We start from the raw sequence: 13,526 nt of genomic DNA, 5'->3' as shown, positions 1-13,526 counted from the left end.
GGGCATTGCGGGTTTTCCGGATAGTCTGGCGGAGGCGGACTACTCGTCCGCGATGTCCGGCACCGCGACGGCGTGGAAGCCGGCGTCGACGTGCAGGGTTTCGCCGGTGCAGGAGAAGCCGAGATCGGACAGCAGGTAGAGCGCGGCACCGGCCACGCCTTCCATCTTGGTATCCTCTTTCATCATCGACCATTCACGGCCGGTCTTCATCAGCGCCTTGCCGCCGGAGATACCGGCCATGGCCAGGGTGCGCATCGGGCCGGCCGACAGCGCGTTGACGCGGATGCCGCTCGGACCCAGATCGCGGGCCATGTAGCGCGTGGAGGCTTCCAGCGCGGCCTTGGCGACGCCCATGACATTGTAGGACGGCACGACGCGCTCGGAGCCGAGATAGGTCAGCGTCACCATCGATCCGCCATTCGGCATCAGATGGCTGGCGCGCTTGCCGGCGTCGACGAAGGAGAAGGCCGAGATTTCCATGGCCCGGCGCCAGCCTTCACGCGTGGTATTCTCGGTGAAGGAACCGACCAGCTCGTCCTTGCCGGCAAAGGCAATGGCGTGGACGAGGAAGTCGATCGTGCCCCACTTGTCTTCCAGCTGCTTGAAGCAGGCATCCATCGAGGCGTCGTCGGTGACGTCGGCCTTGATCATGAAGGGCTCGCCCAGGCTTTCCACCAGCGGACGCACACGCCGTTCCAGCGCATCGTCCTGATAGGAGAAGGCCAGTTCCGCGCCCTGGGCTGCCAGCTGCTGGGCAATGCCCCAGGCGATGGAGTTCTTGTTGGCCACGCCCATGACAAGCCCGCGCTTGCCTTTCATCAGGTCTCCGGCCGGAAACACGGTCTCGCTCATCAGGCTCTCCCCGAACGCTTTGAGGCTTAGATTTTCTTGAACACCACGGTGCCGTTGGTGCCGCCGAAGCCGAAGGAGTTCGACATGGCGGTCTTGATATCGGCATCGCGGGTTTCGGTGACGATCGGCAGGTTCAGCGCCGCGATGTCCGGATCCATGTCGAAGACATTGATCGAGGGCGCGACGAAGCCGTGCTTCATCATCAAAAGCGTATAGACCGCCTCGTGAACGCCGGCAGCGCCCAGCGAGTGGCCGGTCATCGACTTGGTGGCCGAGATCATCGGCGCGCTGTCGCCGAACGTCTCCTTCACCGCGGTCATCTCGGCGATATCGCCCACCGGGGTCGAGGTGGCGTGCGGGTTGAGATAGTCGATATCCGAACCGGCCGTCTCCATCGCCAGCTTCATGGCGCGCACAGCGCCTTCGCCGGACGGGGCGACCATGTCGTAACCGTCGGAGGTGGCGCCATAGCCGGTGATTTCCGCCAGGATCGGCGCACCGCGCTTTTTCGCGCGCTCATACTCTTCCAGCACGACGACACCGGCGCCGGCACCGCCGACGAAACCGTCGCGGTCCTTGTCGAAGGCGCGCGAGGCGAGTTCCGGGGTCTCGTTATACTTGGTCGACAGGGCACCCATGGCGTCGAACAGGTTCGACAGCGCCCAGTGGATTTCCTCGCAGCCACCGGCGAACATCACGTCCTGCTTGTTCCACTGGATCTGCTCGGCAGCCGCGCCGATGCAGTGCAGGGACGTCGTGCAGGCCGAGGTGATCGAGTAGTTCACGCCGAGGATCTTGAACGGCGTGGCCAGCGTGGCCGAAGCCGTCGAGCTCATCGCCTTGGGGACGGCAAACGGGCCGACGCGGCGCGGGCCCTTGTCGCGGGTGATGTCGGCCGCATTGACGATAGTGCCGGCAGACGGACCGCCCGAACCCATGATGATGCCGGTGCGCGGATTGGAGATGTCGCTCTCTTCCAGGCCGGCTTCGGCGATGGCCTGTTCCATCGCCATATAGTTCCAGCCGGCGCCTTCCGACATGAAGCGGTAGACGCGCTTGTCGACATGTTCGGCCGGATCGACCGACGGCTTGCCGCCGACATGGCATTTGAAATTGTATTTGACGAAGTCGTCCATGCGGCCGATGCCGCTCTTGCCATCCCTGAGGGATTGCGTGACTTCCGCAGCATTATTGCCGATGGGAGAAATCACACCGAGTCCGGTGATAACGACGCGACGCATGTCAGGTCTCCTGGGGTGAGGCCATTTCGCCGGGCTTGAACAGGCCCACGCGCAGATCTTTCGCTGTATATATGGTCTTGCCGTCGGCTTCGACACGTCCGTCGCCGATGGCCATGATCAGGCGGCGCTGGATGACGCGCTTCAGGTCGATGATGTAGCGGACCTGCTTGGTCTCCGGCTTGATCTCGCCCTTGAACTTCACTTCGCCGACGCCGAGCGCCCGGCCCTTGCCCGGATTGCCCTTCCAGCACAGGAAGAAGCCGACCAGCTGCCACATGGCGTCGAGGCCCAGGCAGCCGGGCATGACGGGGTCGCCCTTGAAGTGGCAATCGAAGAACCAGAGATCGGGATTGATATCCAGTTCCGCGACGATATGCCCCTTGCCGTATTCGCCGCCGTCTTCGTCGATATGGACGATGCGGTCCATCATCAGCATGGGCGGTGCGGGAAGCTGGGCGTTCTCGGGGCCCCACATCCGGCCTTCGCTGGATTCAATCAGATCTTCGTAGCTGAAAGAGCTTTGGCGTTCAGTCATGTAGCCGATCGGTTGCGCCGCGTACGACCGGAAGAAGGTGGCCGCCGGGCTGGTCACTGGGACCCGGTCCGAAGGCCGGCCGGGTGGGTCAGGGCAGAGCGGTATCACGCGGGCGGGTGGTGCTCAAGACGGCGCTGCCGTCACCCGTCTGCGTCTCGGCATCCGTTCTTTCCTCCGGATACACGCCCCACAGCGTGTCCGTCCTTGCCCAGCCTCGATAACCCTGTGCCTCGACACGGCACCAGCCGGTGCGGCAGCGTTCGAGCGACAAAACGACGCCCGGCTCGGCAATCGCCTCGACCGGGGAGTCCGCGTTGTCGCGTGCGTGCAAAGGTGTTTCGTCAAGCGTCCAGACCGAACGGCGGCCGGACAGGATTGACCGGTGCATCCAGGTAACTTCGCCATCGGGGTCGCGCACGCGGCGCCAGTCGGGGGTTTCCGCGATCACTTCCATCGGCAGACCCGCCCGCACATAGCGCCAGGCGATGGGGTGGGAGCGGGACGGTCCGGAGCGGCCGTTGGCGACATCCACTTTCAGGCTGACAAAGCGCGGGACCTGCTGGCCTGACGGCGTGTCGGCGCGATCGCTGTCGTCCTGCGCGACGGCAGAAGCGGACGCCAGGGCGGCGGCCGAAAGGGCGAGGGCAAGCATGATCGAGCGGCGCATGAACGGACTCCTTCCGCCAAGCCTGTGCCCGGCTTCGGTGAACAGGCCGTAAAAGCGGTGCGTCCCAACGCGCACCCAGCATGAACCCGCCGTGCAAAACCGGCAAAGGTGAAATCGCAGCGCGCTTTCCTATATCTTCGGGAAGGCAGCCGGCTGGCTGCACCGATCCAGGGAGGGACAGGATGAGCTTTCGTCTTGCGATAACAAGTGTTGCCGCGCTTCTGGCGGCAGGAAGCGTCGTGCCGCGTGCGGCCGAAGCCAGCGTGAGGATGCGCCAAAGCGAGGACATCCAAGTCGAGACGACCGATATGGGCGACGGTATTTTCATGATGTCGACGGGGATCGCCGGCAATCTCGCCGTGCTCGCGGGCGATGACGGCGTGGTGATGGTCGACGACCAGCTGCCGAACACAACGTCCGTGATCGAGGGCGCTGTTGTGGCGGTCACCGGCACGAATGCACCGCGCTTTATCGTCAATACGCACTGGCATGGCGATCATACCGGAGGCAACGCGCATTTTGCCGAACTGGGCTCGACCATTGCGGCGCACCACAATATCCGCCGCCGCCTGGCCGATGCCGACGATGAATGGGCGCAGAGCCCGGCCACCTTGCCGATCATCACCTTCGGCGAGGACCTGACCTTCCACATGAACGGGCAGACGGTCGAAGTCACGCACGTGCCCACCGCCCATACCGATGGCGATGCGCTGGTCTATTTCCGCGAGGCGGACGTGCTGCACATGGGCGATGTGATGTTCTCCGGCCTCTTCCCCTTCATCGACCTGTCGGCCGGTGGCACGGTCGACGGCTATATCGCGGCCATGGAACGCGGGATGGAGATCGCCGGTGAAGAGACGCGCATCATTCCGGGCCATGGGCCGCTCTCGACCCGCGCCGACCTGCAGGCCTCGATCGACATGCTGCGCGAAGCGGCGTTCAGGGTACGCACCCTCGTCGAGGGCGGTGCCGATCTGGAAGCCGTAAGAGCGGCCGAGCCGCTGGCGGACCTGCACGATGACTGGAACTGGCGTTTCATCACCACCGACCGCATGGTGCAAACGCTCTACAATGATGCCGTGGGCAATGATTTTGCCTACGAGTAGACCCGGATCGTGACCAAGATTTAAACCTGTGACCAGTTTCCGGTCAGCCTTGACGCGCTAAATGGTGTGTTATGGCAAAACCGGAAACACCCCCTTCCGGGTCGCATGGCCCAGCCCCGCTCGGATCCCGCCTGGGACGCCCCCTGGGATTTGCTGCGGGGCTGGGTATCGGCCTGCTACTCTGGCTGATCATCGGCCTGGTGACCTCCAACATGTTGCTGGGGCTCACCTTCGGCCTCCTTCCCGGCATTGCCATCGGGCTCGGCCTGCAATTGACGGCGAGGCGATGACGGTGAGGGTGGAATGGATTTGAGCGCGTGGGACGCCGGGCATATCCGGCTTGCGGGGGTCGGCATCATCCTCTTCGGCCTGCTGGCCTGGATCGCTGTCGGCGCACTGAGCGGCAATCTTGCGCTGTCGCAGATATTCACCCTCCTGCCCGCGACGATCGCCGGCGGCTTTCTGCTAGCCCGGGCGCGCCGGTGCGAGAACCGGACCGCGGATCGCCTCTAGCGGCCGCACACCGGACAGTCGGGATCGCGCGGCAGCTTCACCGTCCGGCTCTCCATCGACAGCCCGTCAAACAGCCAGATGCGCCCGTCCAGGGTCTCGCCGGCTTTGCAGACATGTTTGATGGCGTCCAATGCCATCATCGAGCCGACCACCCCGACCAGCGCTCCGACAATGCCCACGCGAGCACAGGTCTCGGCGTCTGGCGGAATTTCCGGCACCCAGCAGCGATAGCAGGGTGCGTCCGGAGAGGCGTTGAACAGCGAAACCTGCCCGTCCCACCGCCCGACCGCGCCCGAGACTAGCGGAATGCCCAGCCTGCGGCTGACGGCATTGACCGCGAACCGCGTCTCGAAATTGTCACAGCCGTCCAGGATCAGATCGGCACCTGCCAGCAGGCGTTCGGCATTATTGCCGTCTATGGCCTGTCCGACCGCGTCGACCGTCGTGCCGGGATTGAGCGCGGTCAGGACCTGCGCACCCGTCGCGACCTTGGCGCGCCCGACATCCGCCGTGCGGAACAGGATCTGCCGCTGCAGATTGTCCAGGCTCACCGCGTCCGGATCGATCAGCGTGATGCGGCCGATGCCTGCGGCTGCGAGATAGAGCGCTGCCGGCGCGCCCAGACCGCCTGCGCCGATCATCGCAATATGGGCACGTGCCAGGGCCTGCTGGCCCGGCCCACCGATCTCGCGCAATACGATGTGGCGCGCAAAGCGCTCGATATCGATCTCGTCTGTCATGCAGGAGTGGTGGCGGATTGCCGGGCGGTTATCAAGCACGCTGCCGCTTCGCACTATGCTTTTCACCCAAACCCGGCCAGTTTGCGGGCATGTCCACCGTGTCCCAGCTTGCGTCGGTCCAGCCGACCCTCTCCGACCAGCAGTCGCGCCTGCTGGACTGGCTGACGGGTGCGCGGCCGAATGTCTTCATCACGGGCCGGGCGGGCACGGGCAAGACCACGCTGATGCGCGAATTCCTGCGCCGGGCGGGCAATCGTGCTGCGGTGATCGCCCCGACCGGCGTGGCGGCGATGCAGGCCGGCGGACAGACCATCCACTCCTTCTTCCACTTCCCGCCGCGCATGATCGGCGCGCGGGATATCCGCAAGGTGCGTCACCGCCGCGTGGTGCAGGCACTGGAAACCCTGGTAATCGACGAGATTTCCATGGTGCGCGCCGACATGATGTGGGCGATCGACAAGGCGCTGCGGGTCAATCGCGAACGCGACGAGCCGTTTGGCGGCGTGCAGGTCGTGCTTGTGGGCGATCTTGCGCAATTGCCGCCGGTGATCCAGGGGGCCGAGGCGGAGTATCTGGAGAGCACGTTCGGCGGGCCTTTCTTCTTCAACCCGGAACCCTTCCGACAGGCCGGTTTCTCCCTGGTCGAGCTTGAGCAGGTCTTTCGTCAGACCGACGAGTATTTCATCAACATCCTCAATGCCGTGCGCGATGGCGATCTGACATCCGACGAGGCGGCGGACCTGAATGACCGGGTGACCGGCCGCTCCGGCCTGGAAGCCTCGCTGACCCATATCGTGCTGACCTCGACCAATGAGGCCGCCTGGCAGATCAATTCCGCTCGGCTGGAAGGTTTGCGCACACCGGGGCGGGCGTTCGAGGCCAAGGTGGAAGGCCAGTTCGACACGCGGCTGTTTCCGGCGGAAGAACCGCTGACACTGAAGATCGGCGCCCGCGTCATGCTCACCCGCAACGATCCGGCGGGGCGCTGGGTCAATGGCACGCTGGGGGAGGTCGAGGGTTTCGACGAGAAGGCTGTGCGGGTGCGTATCGGCGATACCACCTATGCCGTGGAGCCCCAGAAATGGGAGCGCAACGCCTATGCCTTCGATCCGGAAGCCCAGGCGCTGACCAAGACAACCGCCGGCAGCTTCACCCAGTATCCGCTACGCCTGGCCTGGGCGATGACGATCCACAAGGCCCAGGGGCTGACGCTGGACAAGGTCTATCTCGATCTTGCCCGCCGCCTCTTCGCACACGGGCAGGCCTATGTCGCCCTCTCGCGGGCCCGCTCGCTGGAAGGGCTGGAGCTGTCGCGACCGCTGACCCCCGGCGACATCATCTCGGACCCGCGCATTTTCGACGTGCGCAGCTTCTGTGACCCGGCGCCGGCGAGCGTGGGGGCTTAGGGAGTCACCCGCCCGGCCGGTTTTCACCGTCATTCCGGCGAAGGCCGGAACCCAGTTCGAAAAGCCGGGGCGTGCCAGACTTGGCACCCGCTCGCCCTGCGATCTGGGTCCTGACCTTCGTCAGGATGACGGTATTGAGCCGCGGGCCCCGCAGGCCGGCCCTACTCGTCCTCGAACAGCGCCGTCGACAGATAGCGTTCGGCACAGCTGGCCAGGATCACGACGATGATCTTGCCGGCCATGTCCGGGCGTTTGCCGATTTCCAGGGCGGCCTTGAGGGCGGCGCCGGAGGAAATGCCGCCGGGCACACCGTCGGTGCGGGCGGCTTCGCGGGCGGTGGAGAAGGCGGCGGCGTTGGAGACGGTGACCATCTCGTCGATCAGGTCGGTCTCCAGGATTGACGGAACGAAGCCCGCGCCGATGCCCTGGATCTTGTGCGGGCCGGGATCGCCGCCGGACAGGACCGGGCTGTCTTCGGGCTCGACGGCCACGACATGGAAGCCGGGCTTTTTCTGCTTGAGCACCTGGGCACAGCCGGTGATCGTGCCGCCGGTGCCGACGCCGGCGACCAGCACATCGGCCTCGCCGCCGGTATCGTTCCAGATCTCCAGCGCTGTCGTCTTGCGGTGGATTTCCGGATTGGCCGGATTGGCGAACTGGCTGGGCATCACCGCGCCGGGCGTGGCGTCGATGATTTCCTGGGCCTTCACGATGGCGCCCTTCATGCCCTTGGCCGCCTCGGTGAGAACCAGCTCGGCGCCGAGATATTTCAGAAGCTTGCGGCGCTCGATCGACATGCTCTCCGGCATGGTGAGGATCAGCTTGTGGCCCCGCGCAGCGGCAACGAAGGCGAGCCCGATCCCGGTATTGCCCGAGGTCGGCTCGACCATCACCGTGCCCTCACCCAGCTTGCCGGCGGCTTCCAGCGCGTCGATCATCGCCACGCCGATCCGGTCCTTGACGCTGGCCAGCGGGTTGAAGAATTCCAGCTTGGCGAGGATGCGCGCCTTCACGCCATGGGCCTTCGCCAGGCCGCTCATCTCGACGAGGGGCGTGCTGCCGACCGTGTCGGCGATGGAGGCATAGACGCGGCCGCGTCCGGGTTGGTCGGTCATGGGGTTGCTCCTTTTTATCAGACACCGGTCGAGCCGAAACCGCCCTCGCCGCGCGCGGTTTCGTCGAGCGTGTCGGCGACTTCCCAGACGGCCTGTGTGACCGGGGCGATGATCATCTGGGCGATGCGGTCGCCGCGATTGACGACGAAATCGGCCTTGCCGTGATTGATCAGGTTGACGCGGATCTCGCCGCGATAGTCGGCATCCACCGTACCCGGCGTGTTGACGCAGGAAATGCCGAACTTGGCGGCCAGGCCCGAGCGGGGGCGCACCTGGGCTTCATAGCCGGCCGGCAGGGCGATCGCGATCCCCACCGGGATCAGCCGCCACTCGCCCGGCGGAATGGTGACCGGCTCATCCTCGGCCACGGCCGCACGCAGATCCATGCCGGCGGACTGGGCGGTCTCGTAGGCCGGCAAAGCGAGGCCTTCATAGTGTTCAAGCGGTTTGATGCGGACGGATACGGTCATGTGCGGCGGCCCTCATGGTCTGGATGTTGCCCTGTTTTCCGATGCGTCGCGGTGCGAGGCAAGTCAGGCGAGGGCTTTAGCGATCCGCTCCGCCAGCTTTTCCGCAACCACGCCCTTGGGTGCGCGCTCCCAGGCCTCGGATGTTTCGGCGGTGACCAGCAGGACGGCATTCTCGGCACCGCCCATCACATCGCCGGAGACGTCATTGGCGACGATCCAGTCACACCCTTTTCGCTCGCGCTTGGCGCGGGCCAGCGCTTCGACATCATGGGTCTCGGCAGCAAAGCCGATGACCAGGCCCGGACGGTCCGTATCGCGGCGGGCTATGGTCTTCAGAATGTCCGGGTTCTCGACCAGCGGCAGGCTGGAGAAACTGGCCTTGTCCAGCTTCAGCTTGCGGTCGGAGGGCTGGGCCGGGCGCCAGTCGGCCACGGCCGCCACGGCGATGAAGACATCTGCAGGTAAGGCCGTCTCGACGGCCTCGAGCATGTCGCGCGCCGTTTCCACATGGATCGTCGTCACGCCGTCCGGATCAGCCAGGGCGGTCGGCCCGGCGACCAGCGTCACCCGGGCGCCCAGCGCGGCGCAGGCCGTCGCAATGGCGTAGCCCTGCTTGCCGGAGGAGTGGTTGGAAATGAAGCGTACGGGGTCGATCGGCTCGCGCGTCGGTCCGGCCGTGACCAGGACGTGGCGGCCGGCCAGCGGCTCAGACATTCAGCAGGCTCTCGATCTTGCCGGCGATCGTCCCCGGCTCGGCCATACGGCCCGGCCCGTATTCCCCGCAAGCCATGTCGCCCTCGTCGGGCCCGATAAAATGCACGCCGTCGCCCGTCAGCGTCGCCAGGTTCCGCTGGGTGGCTGGATGCAGCCACATGCGCACATTCATCGCGGGCGCCATCAGGACAGGTTTGTCGGTGGCGAGCAGTGTGGTGGAGGCCAGATCGTTCGCCATCCCGGTGGCGGCCTTGGCCATCAGGTCGGCGGTCGCCGGTGCGACGACAATGAGGTCTGCCGACCGGGACAGTTCGATATGCCCCATCTCCGCCTCGTCCGTGAGGTCGAACAGGTCGGCATAGACCTTTTCGCCCGACAGGGCAGAAACGCTCAGCGGCGTGACGAATTCTGCGCCGGCCTTCGTCAGGATGCAGCGGCTGCCGATCTCCCGGCGTTTCAGCTCGCGGATGAGTTCGAGGGATTTGTAGGCGGCTATACCACCGCCGATGATCAGCAGGATGCGCGGACTGGACAAGGCTCATCTCCCGTCAGGACGGGAAGACAGGTAGCGCTTCCGGGCGCAAATCCCAAGAGCAAGGGTGTGCCGGGTCGCTCAACTCGCCGCGAGCAGTTCGCGAACCTTCTCTGTGTCCTGCGCCAGCGCATCGCGCTTTTCCATGCGATGCCGGTAGAAGGCGCCGACCGTCAGCTCCATGTCGTACATCGTCACCCGCGTCAGGGCCGTGATGTCGTCAACGGTGAAGCGGTGGCGGTCCGACATGGCCAGCTCGACGATGCGCGCAAACATGTTGGTATAGGCCGCGGTGTAGACGTGCGAGTGGTATTCCAGCCGCGAATGGCGTTCGCCCATCTCGTCGGTGGCGGCGTAGTAGGCGTGATCGTAGCGCGCGGCGAACAGGCGATCGCAATGAGCCAGCATGCCGGCGCGAAGATAGGTGATATTCTCGGCGATCTCGTAGTAGTGCGCGACTTCCGGATTGCCCATCAGGTGATCGAACACCGTTTCCAGGGCTTCGCGCGCATAGGTCATCAGGCGCGGCTTGAGATGGCGGATACGTTCCGCCGTTTCCGCATCGATGCGGAAGAACTCGCGCTGGATCTCGCGCTGCTCGTTCGGGATCGCGTCGTGCCTTGTCATGCAAGCATTCGATCACAGCTTCCTTGAGGGAAGGTGTAGAGGATCGCTAAAACTAGAACAGAGCCTGTGCGGCAAAGGCACCGGCCGCCGCTGCGGCAGCGAGCCAGGCAATGCGCAGGGCCCACGGACGGATGCGCGGACTTCCGCCCAGTTTCAGCTCGCCCGCCTTGAGCATCGCGCCGACCTCGGCCCAGTCGTCGATGGCGCGAGGCAGCTGGCGCACAGCATCGTGCAGGCGCTGCAGGTCTTCACCCAGATCGCGGATGCGGCCTTCCGGACCCAGCTCGCGCTTCATCCAGCGTTCGACCACGGGGGCCGCGGCGCCCCACATGTCGTGCTTGGGGTCGAGCTGGCGGGCGACGCCTTCGCACTGGACCATCGTCTTCTGCAGCATGACGAGTTCCGGGCGCAGGCGCATGTCGAACAGGTCGGTGATCTCGAAGAGCTGCAGCAGCACGCGCGACATCGGCACCTCGTCGGCCCGCTTGCCGAAGATCGGCTCGCCGACGGCGCGCAGCGCACTGGCGAAGTCCTCCACCGAATGATGCTGCGGCACATAGCCGGCTGCGAAATGGGCGCGGGCGGCCGCCATGTAGTCGCGGGTCAGGAAGCCATGCAGGATCAGGGCGAGGAAGCGCCGTTCGGCCCGGCCGATGCGTCCCATAATGCCGAAATCGACAGCCCAGACGGTGCCATCCTCTCCGGCGAAGAGATTGCCGGCATGCATGTCGGCATGAAACACGCCGCGATCGAGGGCGGTGGCCAGGAAGGCCCGGGTGAGGCGCGTCGCCAGGGCCGGCCGGTCCAGATCGCTGCCCGCCACGCGCTCGATGTCGGACAGCGGAATGGCGTCGATCCATTGCGTGGTCAAAACGCGCTTGCTGGAGCGTGACCAGTCGACTGCCGGAATACGGTAGCCCTCGGCGACGGCAGCCGCTTCGGAGAGTTCGGACGCGGCGGCGGCCTCGAGACGCAGATCGGTCTCGACCATCAGCGAGCGGGACACCGTTTCCACGAATTTGCGTGGTTCGAGGCGGCGGGAAGCCGGAGCGAAACGCTCGGCGAGCGAGGCGCCGAGCGATAGCGTGCGGATGTCGCGCGCAATGCGGCGTTCCACGTCGGGCCGGAGAATTTTCACCGCGACGTCCCGGCCGTCGGCGGTGCGGGCCTTGTGGACCTGGGCGATCGAGGCCGCCGCGACCGGCGGGCCCAGCTCGGCGAACAATTCCCCGGCCGGCGCGCCGAATTCCTCGGCCAGCACTTTGCGGGCTTCGGCATCGCCGAAGGGCGGCATCTTGTCCTGCAGGCGGGCCAGGCCGCGGGCAAAGCGCTCGCCGACGACATCGCCGCGTGTGGCGAGGATCTGGCCGAACTTCACATAGGACGGGCCCAGCGACTCCAGAGCCCGGGCGAGGCGTTCGCCGGGATTGTCGGGGCCGCCGCGGCGGGCAAACAGGCGCGTGATCCGGCCCAGCATGCGCGCCGATGCCGGATAGACCGACTGGTATTCCGCCGGCAGGATCGCATCGTGCCGCGCCAGGGTGACCAGGGCACGCACAAGACGGAAAAAGGAGGCGAGGGAGGCAAGCATCGAAAGCCGGTTTAGTGTCTGCAGCGCCGTTTGGCGAGCGTGGCGTGAAGTCGCGCAGGCAAGCAGCCGGCAAGAATGCTTGCCTGCGTGCAGCGGGTGTCGGATTGTTGTGCCGTGAAACATACAATCGACCTCGACCGTGAAAACCAGTGGGCCGTCATTCGTTACCATGGCGAGGTAGCGATCGAGGATGCGCTTGAGGTCATGCAGCGCCTGGTGGCGATGCCGGGCTGGACGCCGCATTGCGACCGGATCGTGGTGTATGATGACGGGCTGCTGGGCGGTATCACGGCCGAGGATTTCCGGCGGGTCCGGAGCGATCTGGCCGCATTCATTGCCGAACACTATGGCGATACGCCGAACTATTCCGCCCAGGTCTGCGGAAATGCGATCCAGAAGCCGCTGGTCGAATACTGGGTCAATTTCGGCCGTGATGCCTATGCGCCGGGCCTCGAAATCTTTGACACGGTGACAGCTGCCAAGGCCTGGCTGCGTCGCAAGCGCGCCGGCGATCAGGCCTGAGGTTTAGGCCCAACCCGTGTGAAGCGCCGCGATGCCGCCGGAAAAATTGGTATAGCTGACGCGGTTGAAACCGGCCTCGCGCAGCTCTGCGGCAAATGTTTCCTGATCGGGGAAACGCCGGATGGACTCCACCAGATACTGATAGCTTTCGCGATCCTTGGCGATGTGGGCACCGAGTTCGGGGATCACGTTGAACGACCAGGCGTCGTAGATTTTTTCCCAGGCTCGGCTGGTCGGCCGTGTGAACTCCAGGCAGAGAAAGCGCCCGCCCGGTTTGAGCACGCGCCGCATCTCCCTGAGCGCTGTGAGGCGTTCGGTGACGTTGCGGATCCCGGTCGAGATTGTGACGCAGTGTGCCGAGCGGTCGGGCAGAGGCAGGCATTCGGCATTGCCGGTCACCCACTGGATGCGGCCCGATTGCCGGTCGGATACGCCGCGCTTAACACCGGCCCGCAGCATCTGCTCATTGATATCCAGAACGATGGCTTCGGCTTGCCGCGGGTCGCCGCGCCGGGCGGCCGCGCGATCGGCCTTCACCAGAAAGCTGCGTGCCAGATCACCCGTGCCGCCGGCGACATCGATCAGACGCTCGCCGGGCTGCGGATTGGCGCGGGTGATCACCATGTCCTTCCACACCCGGTGCACCCCGACCGACATCAGGTCATTCATCAGGTCATAACGCCGCGCCGAACGGTCGAACACGCCGCGCACAAGGCCGGCCTTTTCCTCGCGGGCGACATCGGTGAAGCCGAAGGAAACGGTGGAATGGGTCTGGGTCTCGGTCATGCTCGTGACCATAAACTCAGGCGCGGTGCGGGGAAAGCGGCCGGGGCGGTTCGCAGTGTCGCAGCCGGCAGACGCTTGCCCGTAAAGCCGGAACGGGGCGATACAGGCA

General features: G+C 65.4%; 14 protein-coding genes and 1 pseudogene. 4 read left to right on the top strand and 11 right to left on the bottom strand.

Going from position 1 to position 13,526, the window contains the following annotated elements:
- Positions 1-39 precede the first annotated feature (39 nt).
- From JJ918_RS00140 to JJ918_RS00125, 4 genes are all read right to left on the bottom strand, one after another.
- Positions 40-852, bottom strand: coding sequence for an enoyl-ACP reductase (locus JJ918_RS00140; RefSeq protein WP_291881717.1), 813 nt, complete (start codon positions 850-852; stop codon positions 40-42).
- Positions 853-878: 26 nt separating this feature from the next.
- Entirely contained in the window at positions 879-2,093 is a 1,215-nt protein-coding gene (gene fabB, locus JJ918_RS00135) for a beta-ketoacyl-ACP synthase I (protein WP_291881715.1), read from the bottom strand.
- Between the two features lies 1 nt (position 2,094).
- Complete coding sequence (gene fabA / locus JJ918_RS00130) at positions 2,095-2,628, bottom strand: bifunctional 3-hydroxydecanoyl-ACP dehydratase/trans-2-decenoyl-ACP isomerase (RefSeq protein WP_271187945.1); 534 nt, start codon at positions 2,626-2,628, stop codon at positions 2,095-2,097.
- 88 nt (positions 2,629-2,716) lie between these two features.
- The gene (locus JJ918_RS00125; protein ID WP_291881711.1) at positions 2,717-3,295 is read right to left on the bottom strand and encodes an SH3 domain-containing protein; all 579 of its coding nucleotides are present in this window, start codon (positions 3,293-3,295) and stop codon (positions 2,717-2,719) included.
- A gap of 182 nt (positions 3,296-3,477) precedes the next feature.
- On the opposite strand from JJ918_RS00125, the gene JJ918_RS00120 reads away from it, so the two are divergent.
- Both JJ918_RS00120 and JJ918_RS00115 read left to right on the top strand, forming a co-directional pair.
- Complete coding sequence (locus JJ918_RS00120) at positions 3,478-4,401, top strand: MBL fold metallo-hydrolase (protein ID WP_291881709.1); 924 nt, start codon at positions 3,478-3,480, stop codon at positions 4,399-4,401.
- Between the two features lie 303 nt (positions 4,402-4,704).
- On the top strand, positions 4,705-4,914 hold the full coding sequence (locus JJ918_RS00115) for a hypothetical protein (RefSeq protein WP_291881706.1): 210 nt from the start codon (positions 4,705-4,707) through the stop codon (positions 4,912-4,914).
- Here the strand turns inward: JJ918_RS00115 and JJ918_RS00110 are convergent.
- Positions 4,911-5,654: a molybdopterin-synthase adenylyltransferase MoeB gene (locus JJ918_RS00110; protein WP_291881703.1), complete on the bottom strand. Its 744-nt coding sequence runs from the start codon at positions 5,652-5,654 to the stop codon at positions 4,911-4,913. The two genes, JJ918_RS00115 and JJ918_RS00110, sit on opposite strands and share 4 nt — an antisense overlap.
- A 98-nt stretch (positions 5,655-5,752) precedes the next feature.
- Here JJ918_RS00110 and JJ918_RS00105 point away from each other — a divergent pair, with 98 nt between their 5' ends.
- Positions 5,753-7,060, top strand: coding sequence for an ATP-dependent RecD-like DNA helicase (locus JJ918_RS00105; protein WP_291881700.1), 1,308 nt, complete (start codon positions 5,753-5,755; stop codon positions 7,058-7,060).
- A gap of 161 nt (positions 7,061-7,221) precedes the next feature.
- Here the strand turns inward: JJ918_RS00105 and cysK are convergent, their stop codons facing one another.
- The 5 genes and pseudogenes from cysK to ubiB form a co-directional block, all read right to left on the bottom strand.
- Entirely contained in the window at positions 7,222-8,175 is a 954-nt protein-coding gene (gene cysK / locus JJ918_RS00100) for a cysteine synthase A (protein ID WP_291881697.1), read from the bottom strand.
- Between the two features lie 17 nt (positions 8,176-8,192).
- On the bottom strand, positions 8,193-8,645 hold the full coding sequence (gene dut, locus JJ918_RS00095) for a dUTP diphosphatase (RefSeq protein ID WP_291881694.1): 453 nt from the start codon (positions 8,643-8,645) through the stop codon (positions 8,193-8,195).
- Between the two features lie 63 nt (positions 8,646-8,708).
- Positions 8,709-9,894, bottom strand: a pseudogene (gene coaBC, locus JJ918_RS17190) (bifunctional phosphopantothenoylcysteine decarboxylase/phosphopantothenate--cysteine ligase CoaBC).
- A gap of 78 nt (positions 9,895-9,972) precedes the next feature.
- Complete coding sequence (locus tag JJ918_RS00080) at positions 9,973-10,518, bottom strand: protoglobin domain-containing protein (protein ID WP_291881687.1); 546 nt, start codon at positions 10,516-10,518, stop codon at positions 9,973-9,975.
- 52 nt (positions 10,519-10,570) lie between these two features.
- Positions 10,571-12,109: a 2-polyprenylphenol 6-hydroxylase gene (ubiB, locus tag JJ918_RS00075; protein WP_291881685.1), complete on the bottom strand. Its 1,539-nt coding sequence runs from the start codon at positions 12,107-12,109 to the stop codon at positions 10,571-10,573.
- Between the two features lie 114 nt (positions 12,110-12,223).
- On the opposite strand from ubiB, the gene JJ918_RS00070 reads away from it, so the two are divergent.
- A complete protein-coding gene (locus JJ918_RS00070; RefSeq protein ID WP_291881683.1) occupies positions 12,224-12,631 on the top strand; it encodes a hypothetical protein in 408 nt (135 codons plus the stop codon).
- Between the two features lie 3 nt (positions 12,632-12,634).
- On the opposite strand, the gene JJ918_RS00065 is transcribed toward JJ918_RS00070, so the two are convergent.
- Entirely contained in the window at positions 12,635-13,417 is a 783-nt protein-coding gene (locus JJ918_RS00065; protein WP_291881681.1) for a class I SAM-dependent methyltransferase, read from the bottom strand.
- Positions 13,418-13,526: the final 109 nt, after the last annotated feature.

It is taken from the genome of Maricaulis sp. (assembly GCF_017642925.1).
GTDB lineage: Bacteria > Pseudomonadota > Alphaproteobacteria > Caulobacterales > Maricaulaceae > Maricaulis.
This window is presented reverse-complemented; position numbering and strand designations above follow the sequence as displayed.

Coding starts and splice junctions, on each gene's coding strand:
- ubiB (WP_291881685.1), bottom strand. CDS start 12,109: ATGCTTGCCTCCCTCGCCTCCTTTTTCCGTCTTGTGCGTGCCCTGGTC.
- JJ918_RS00120 (WP_291881709.1), top strand. CDS start 3,478: ATGAGCTTTCGTCTTGCGATAACAAGTGTTGCCGCGCTTCTGGCGGCA.
- JJ918_RS00125 (WP_291881711.1), bottom strand. CDS start 3,295: ATGCGCCGCTCGATCATGCTTGCCCTCGCCCTTTCGGCCGCCGCCCTG.
- dut (WP_291881694.1), bottom strand. CDS start 8,645: ATGACCGTATCCGTCCGCATCAAACCGCTTGAACACTATGAAGGCCTC.
- JJ918_RS00065 (WP_291881681.1), bottom strand. CDS start 13,417: ATGACCGAGACCCAGACCCATTCCACCGTTTCCTTCGGCTTCACCGAT.
- JJ918_RS00080 (WP_291881687.1), bottom strand. CDS start 10,518: ATGACAAGGCACGACGCGATCCCGAACGAGCAGCGCGAGATCCAGCGC.
- fabB (WP_291881715.1), bottom strand. CDS start 2,093: ATGCGTCGCGTCGTTATCACCGGACTCGGTGTGATTTCTCCCATCGGC.
- fabA (WP_271187945.1), bottom strand. CDS start 2,628: ATGACTGAACGCCAAAGCTCTTTCAGCTACGAAGATCTGATTGAATCC.
- JJ918_RS00115 (WP_291881706.1), top strand. CDS start 4,705: ATGGATTTGAGCGCGTGGGACGCCGGGCATATCCGGCTTGCGGGGGTC.
- cysK (WP_291881697.1), bottom strand. CDS start 8,175: ATGACCGACCAACCCGGACGCGGCCGCGTCTATGCCTCCATCGCCGAC.
- JJ918_RS00110 (WP_291881703.1), bottom strand. CDS start 5,654: ATGACAGACGAGATCGATATCGAGCGCTTTGCGCGCCACATCGTATTG.
- JJ918_RS00140 (WP_291881717.1), bottom strand. CDS start 852: ATGAGCGAGACCGTGTTTCCGGCCGGAGACCTGATGAAAGGCAAGCGC.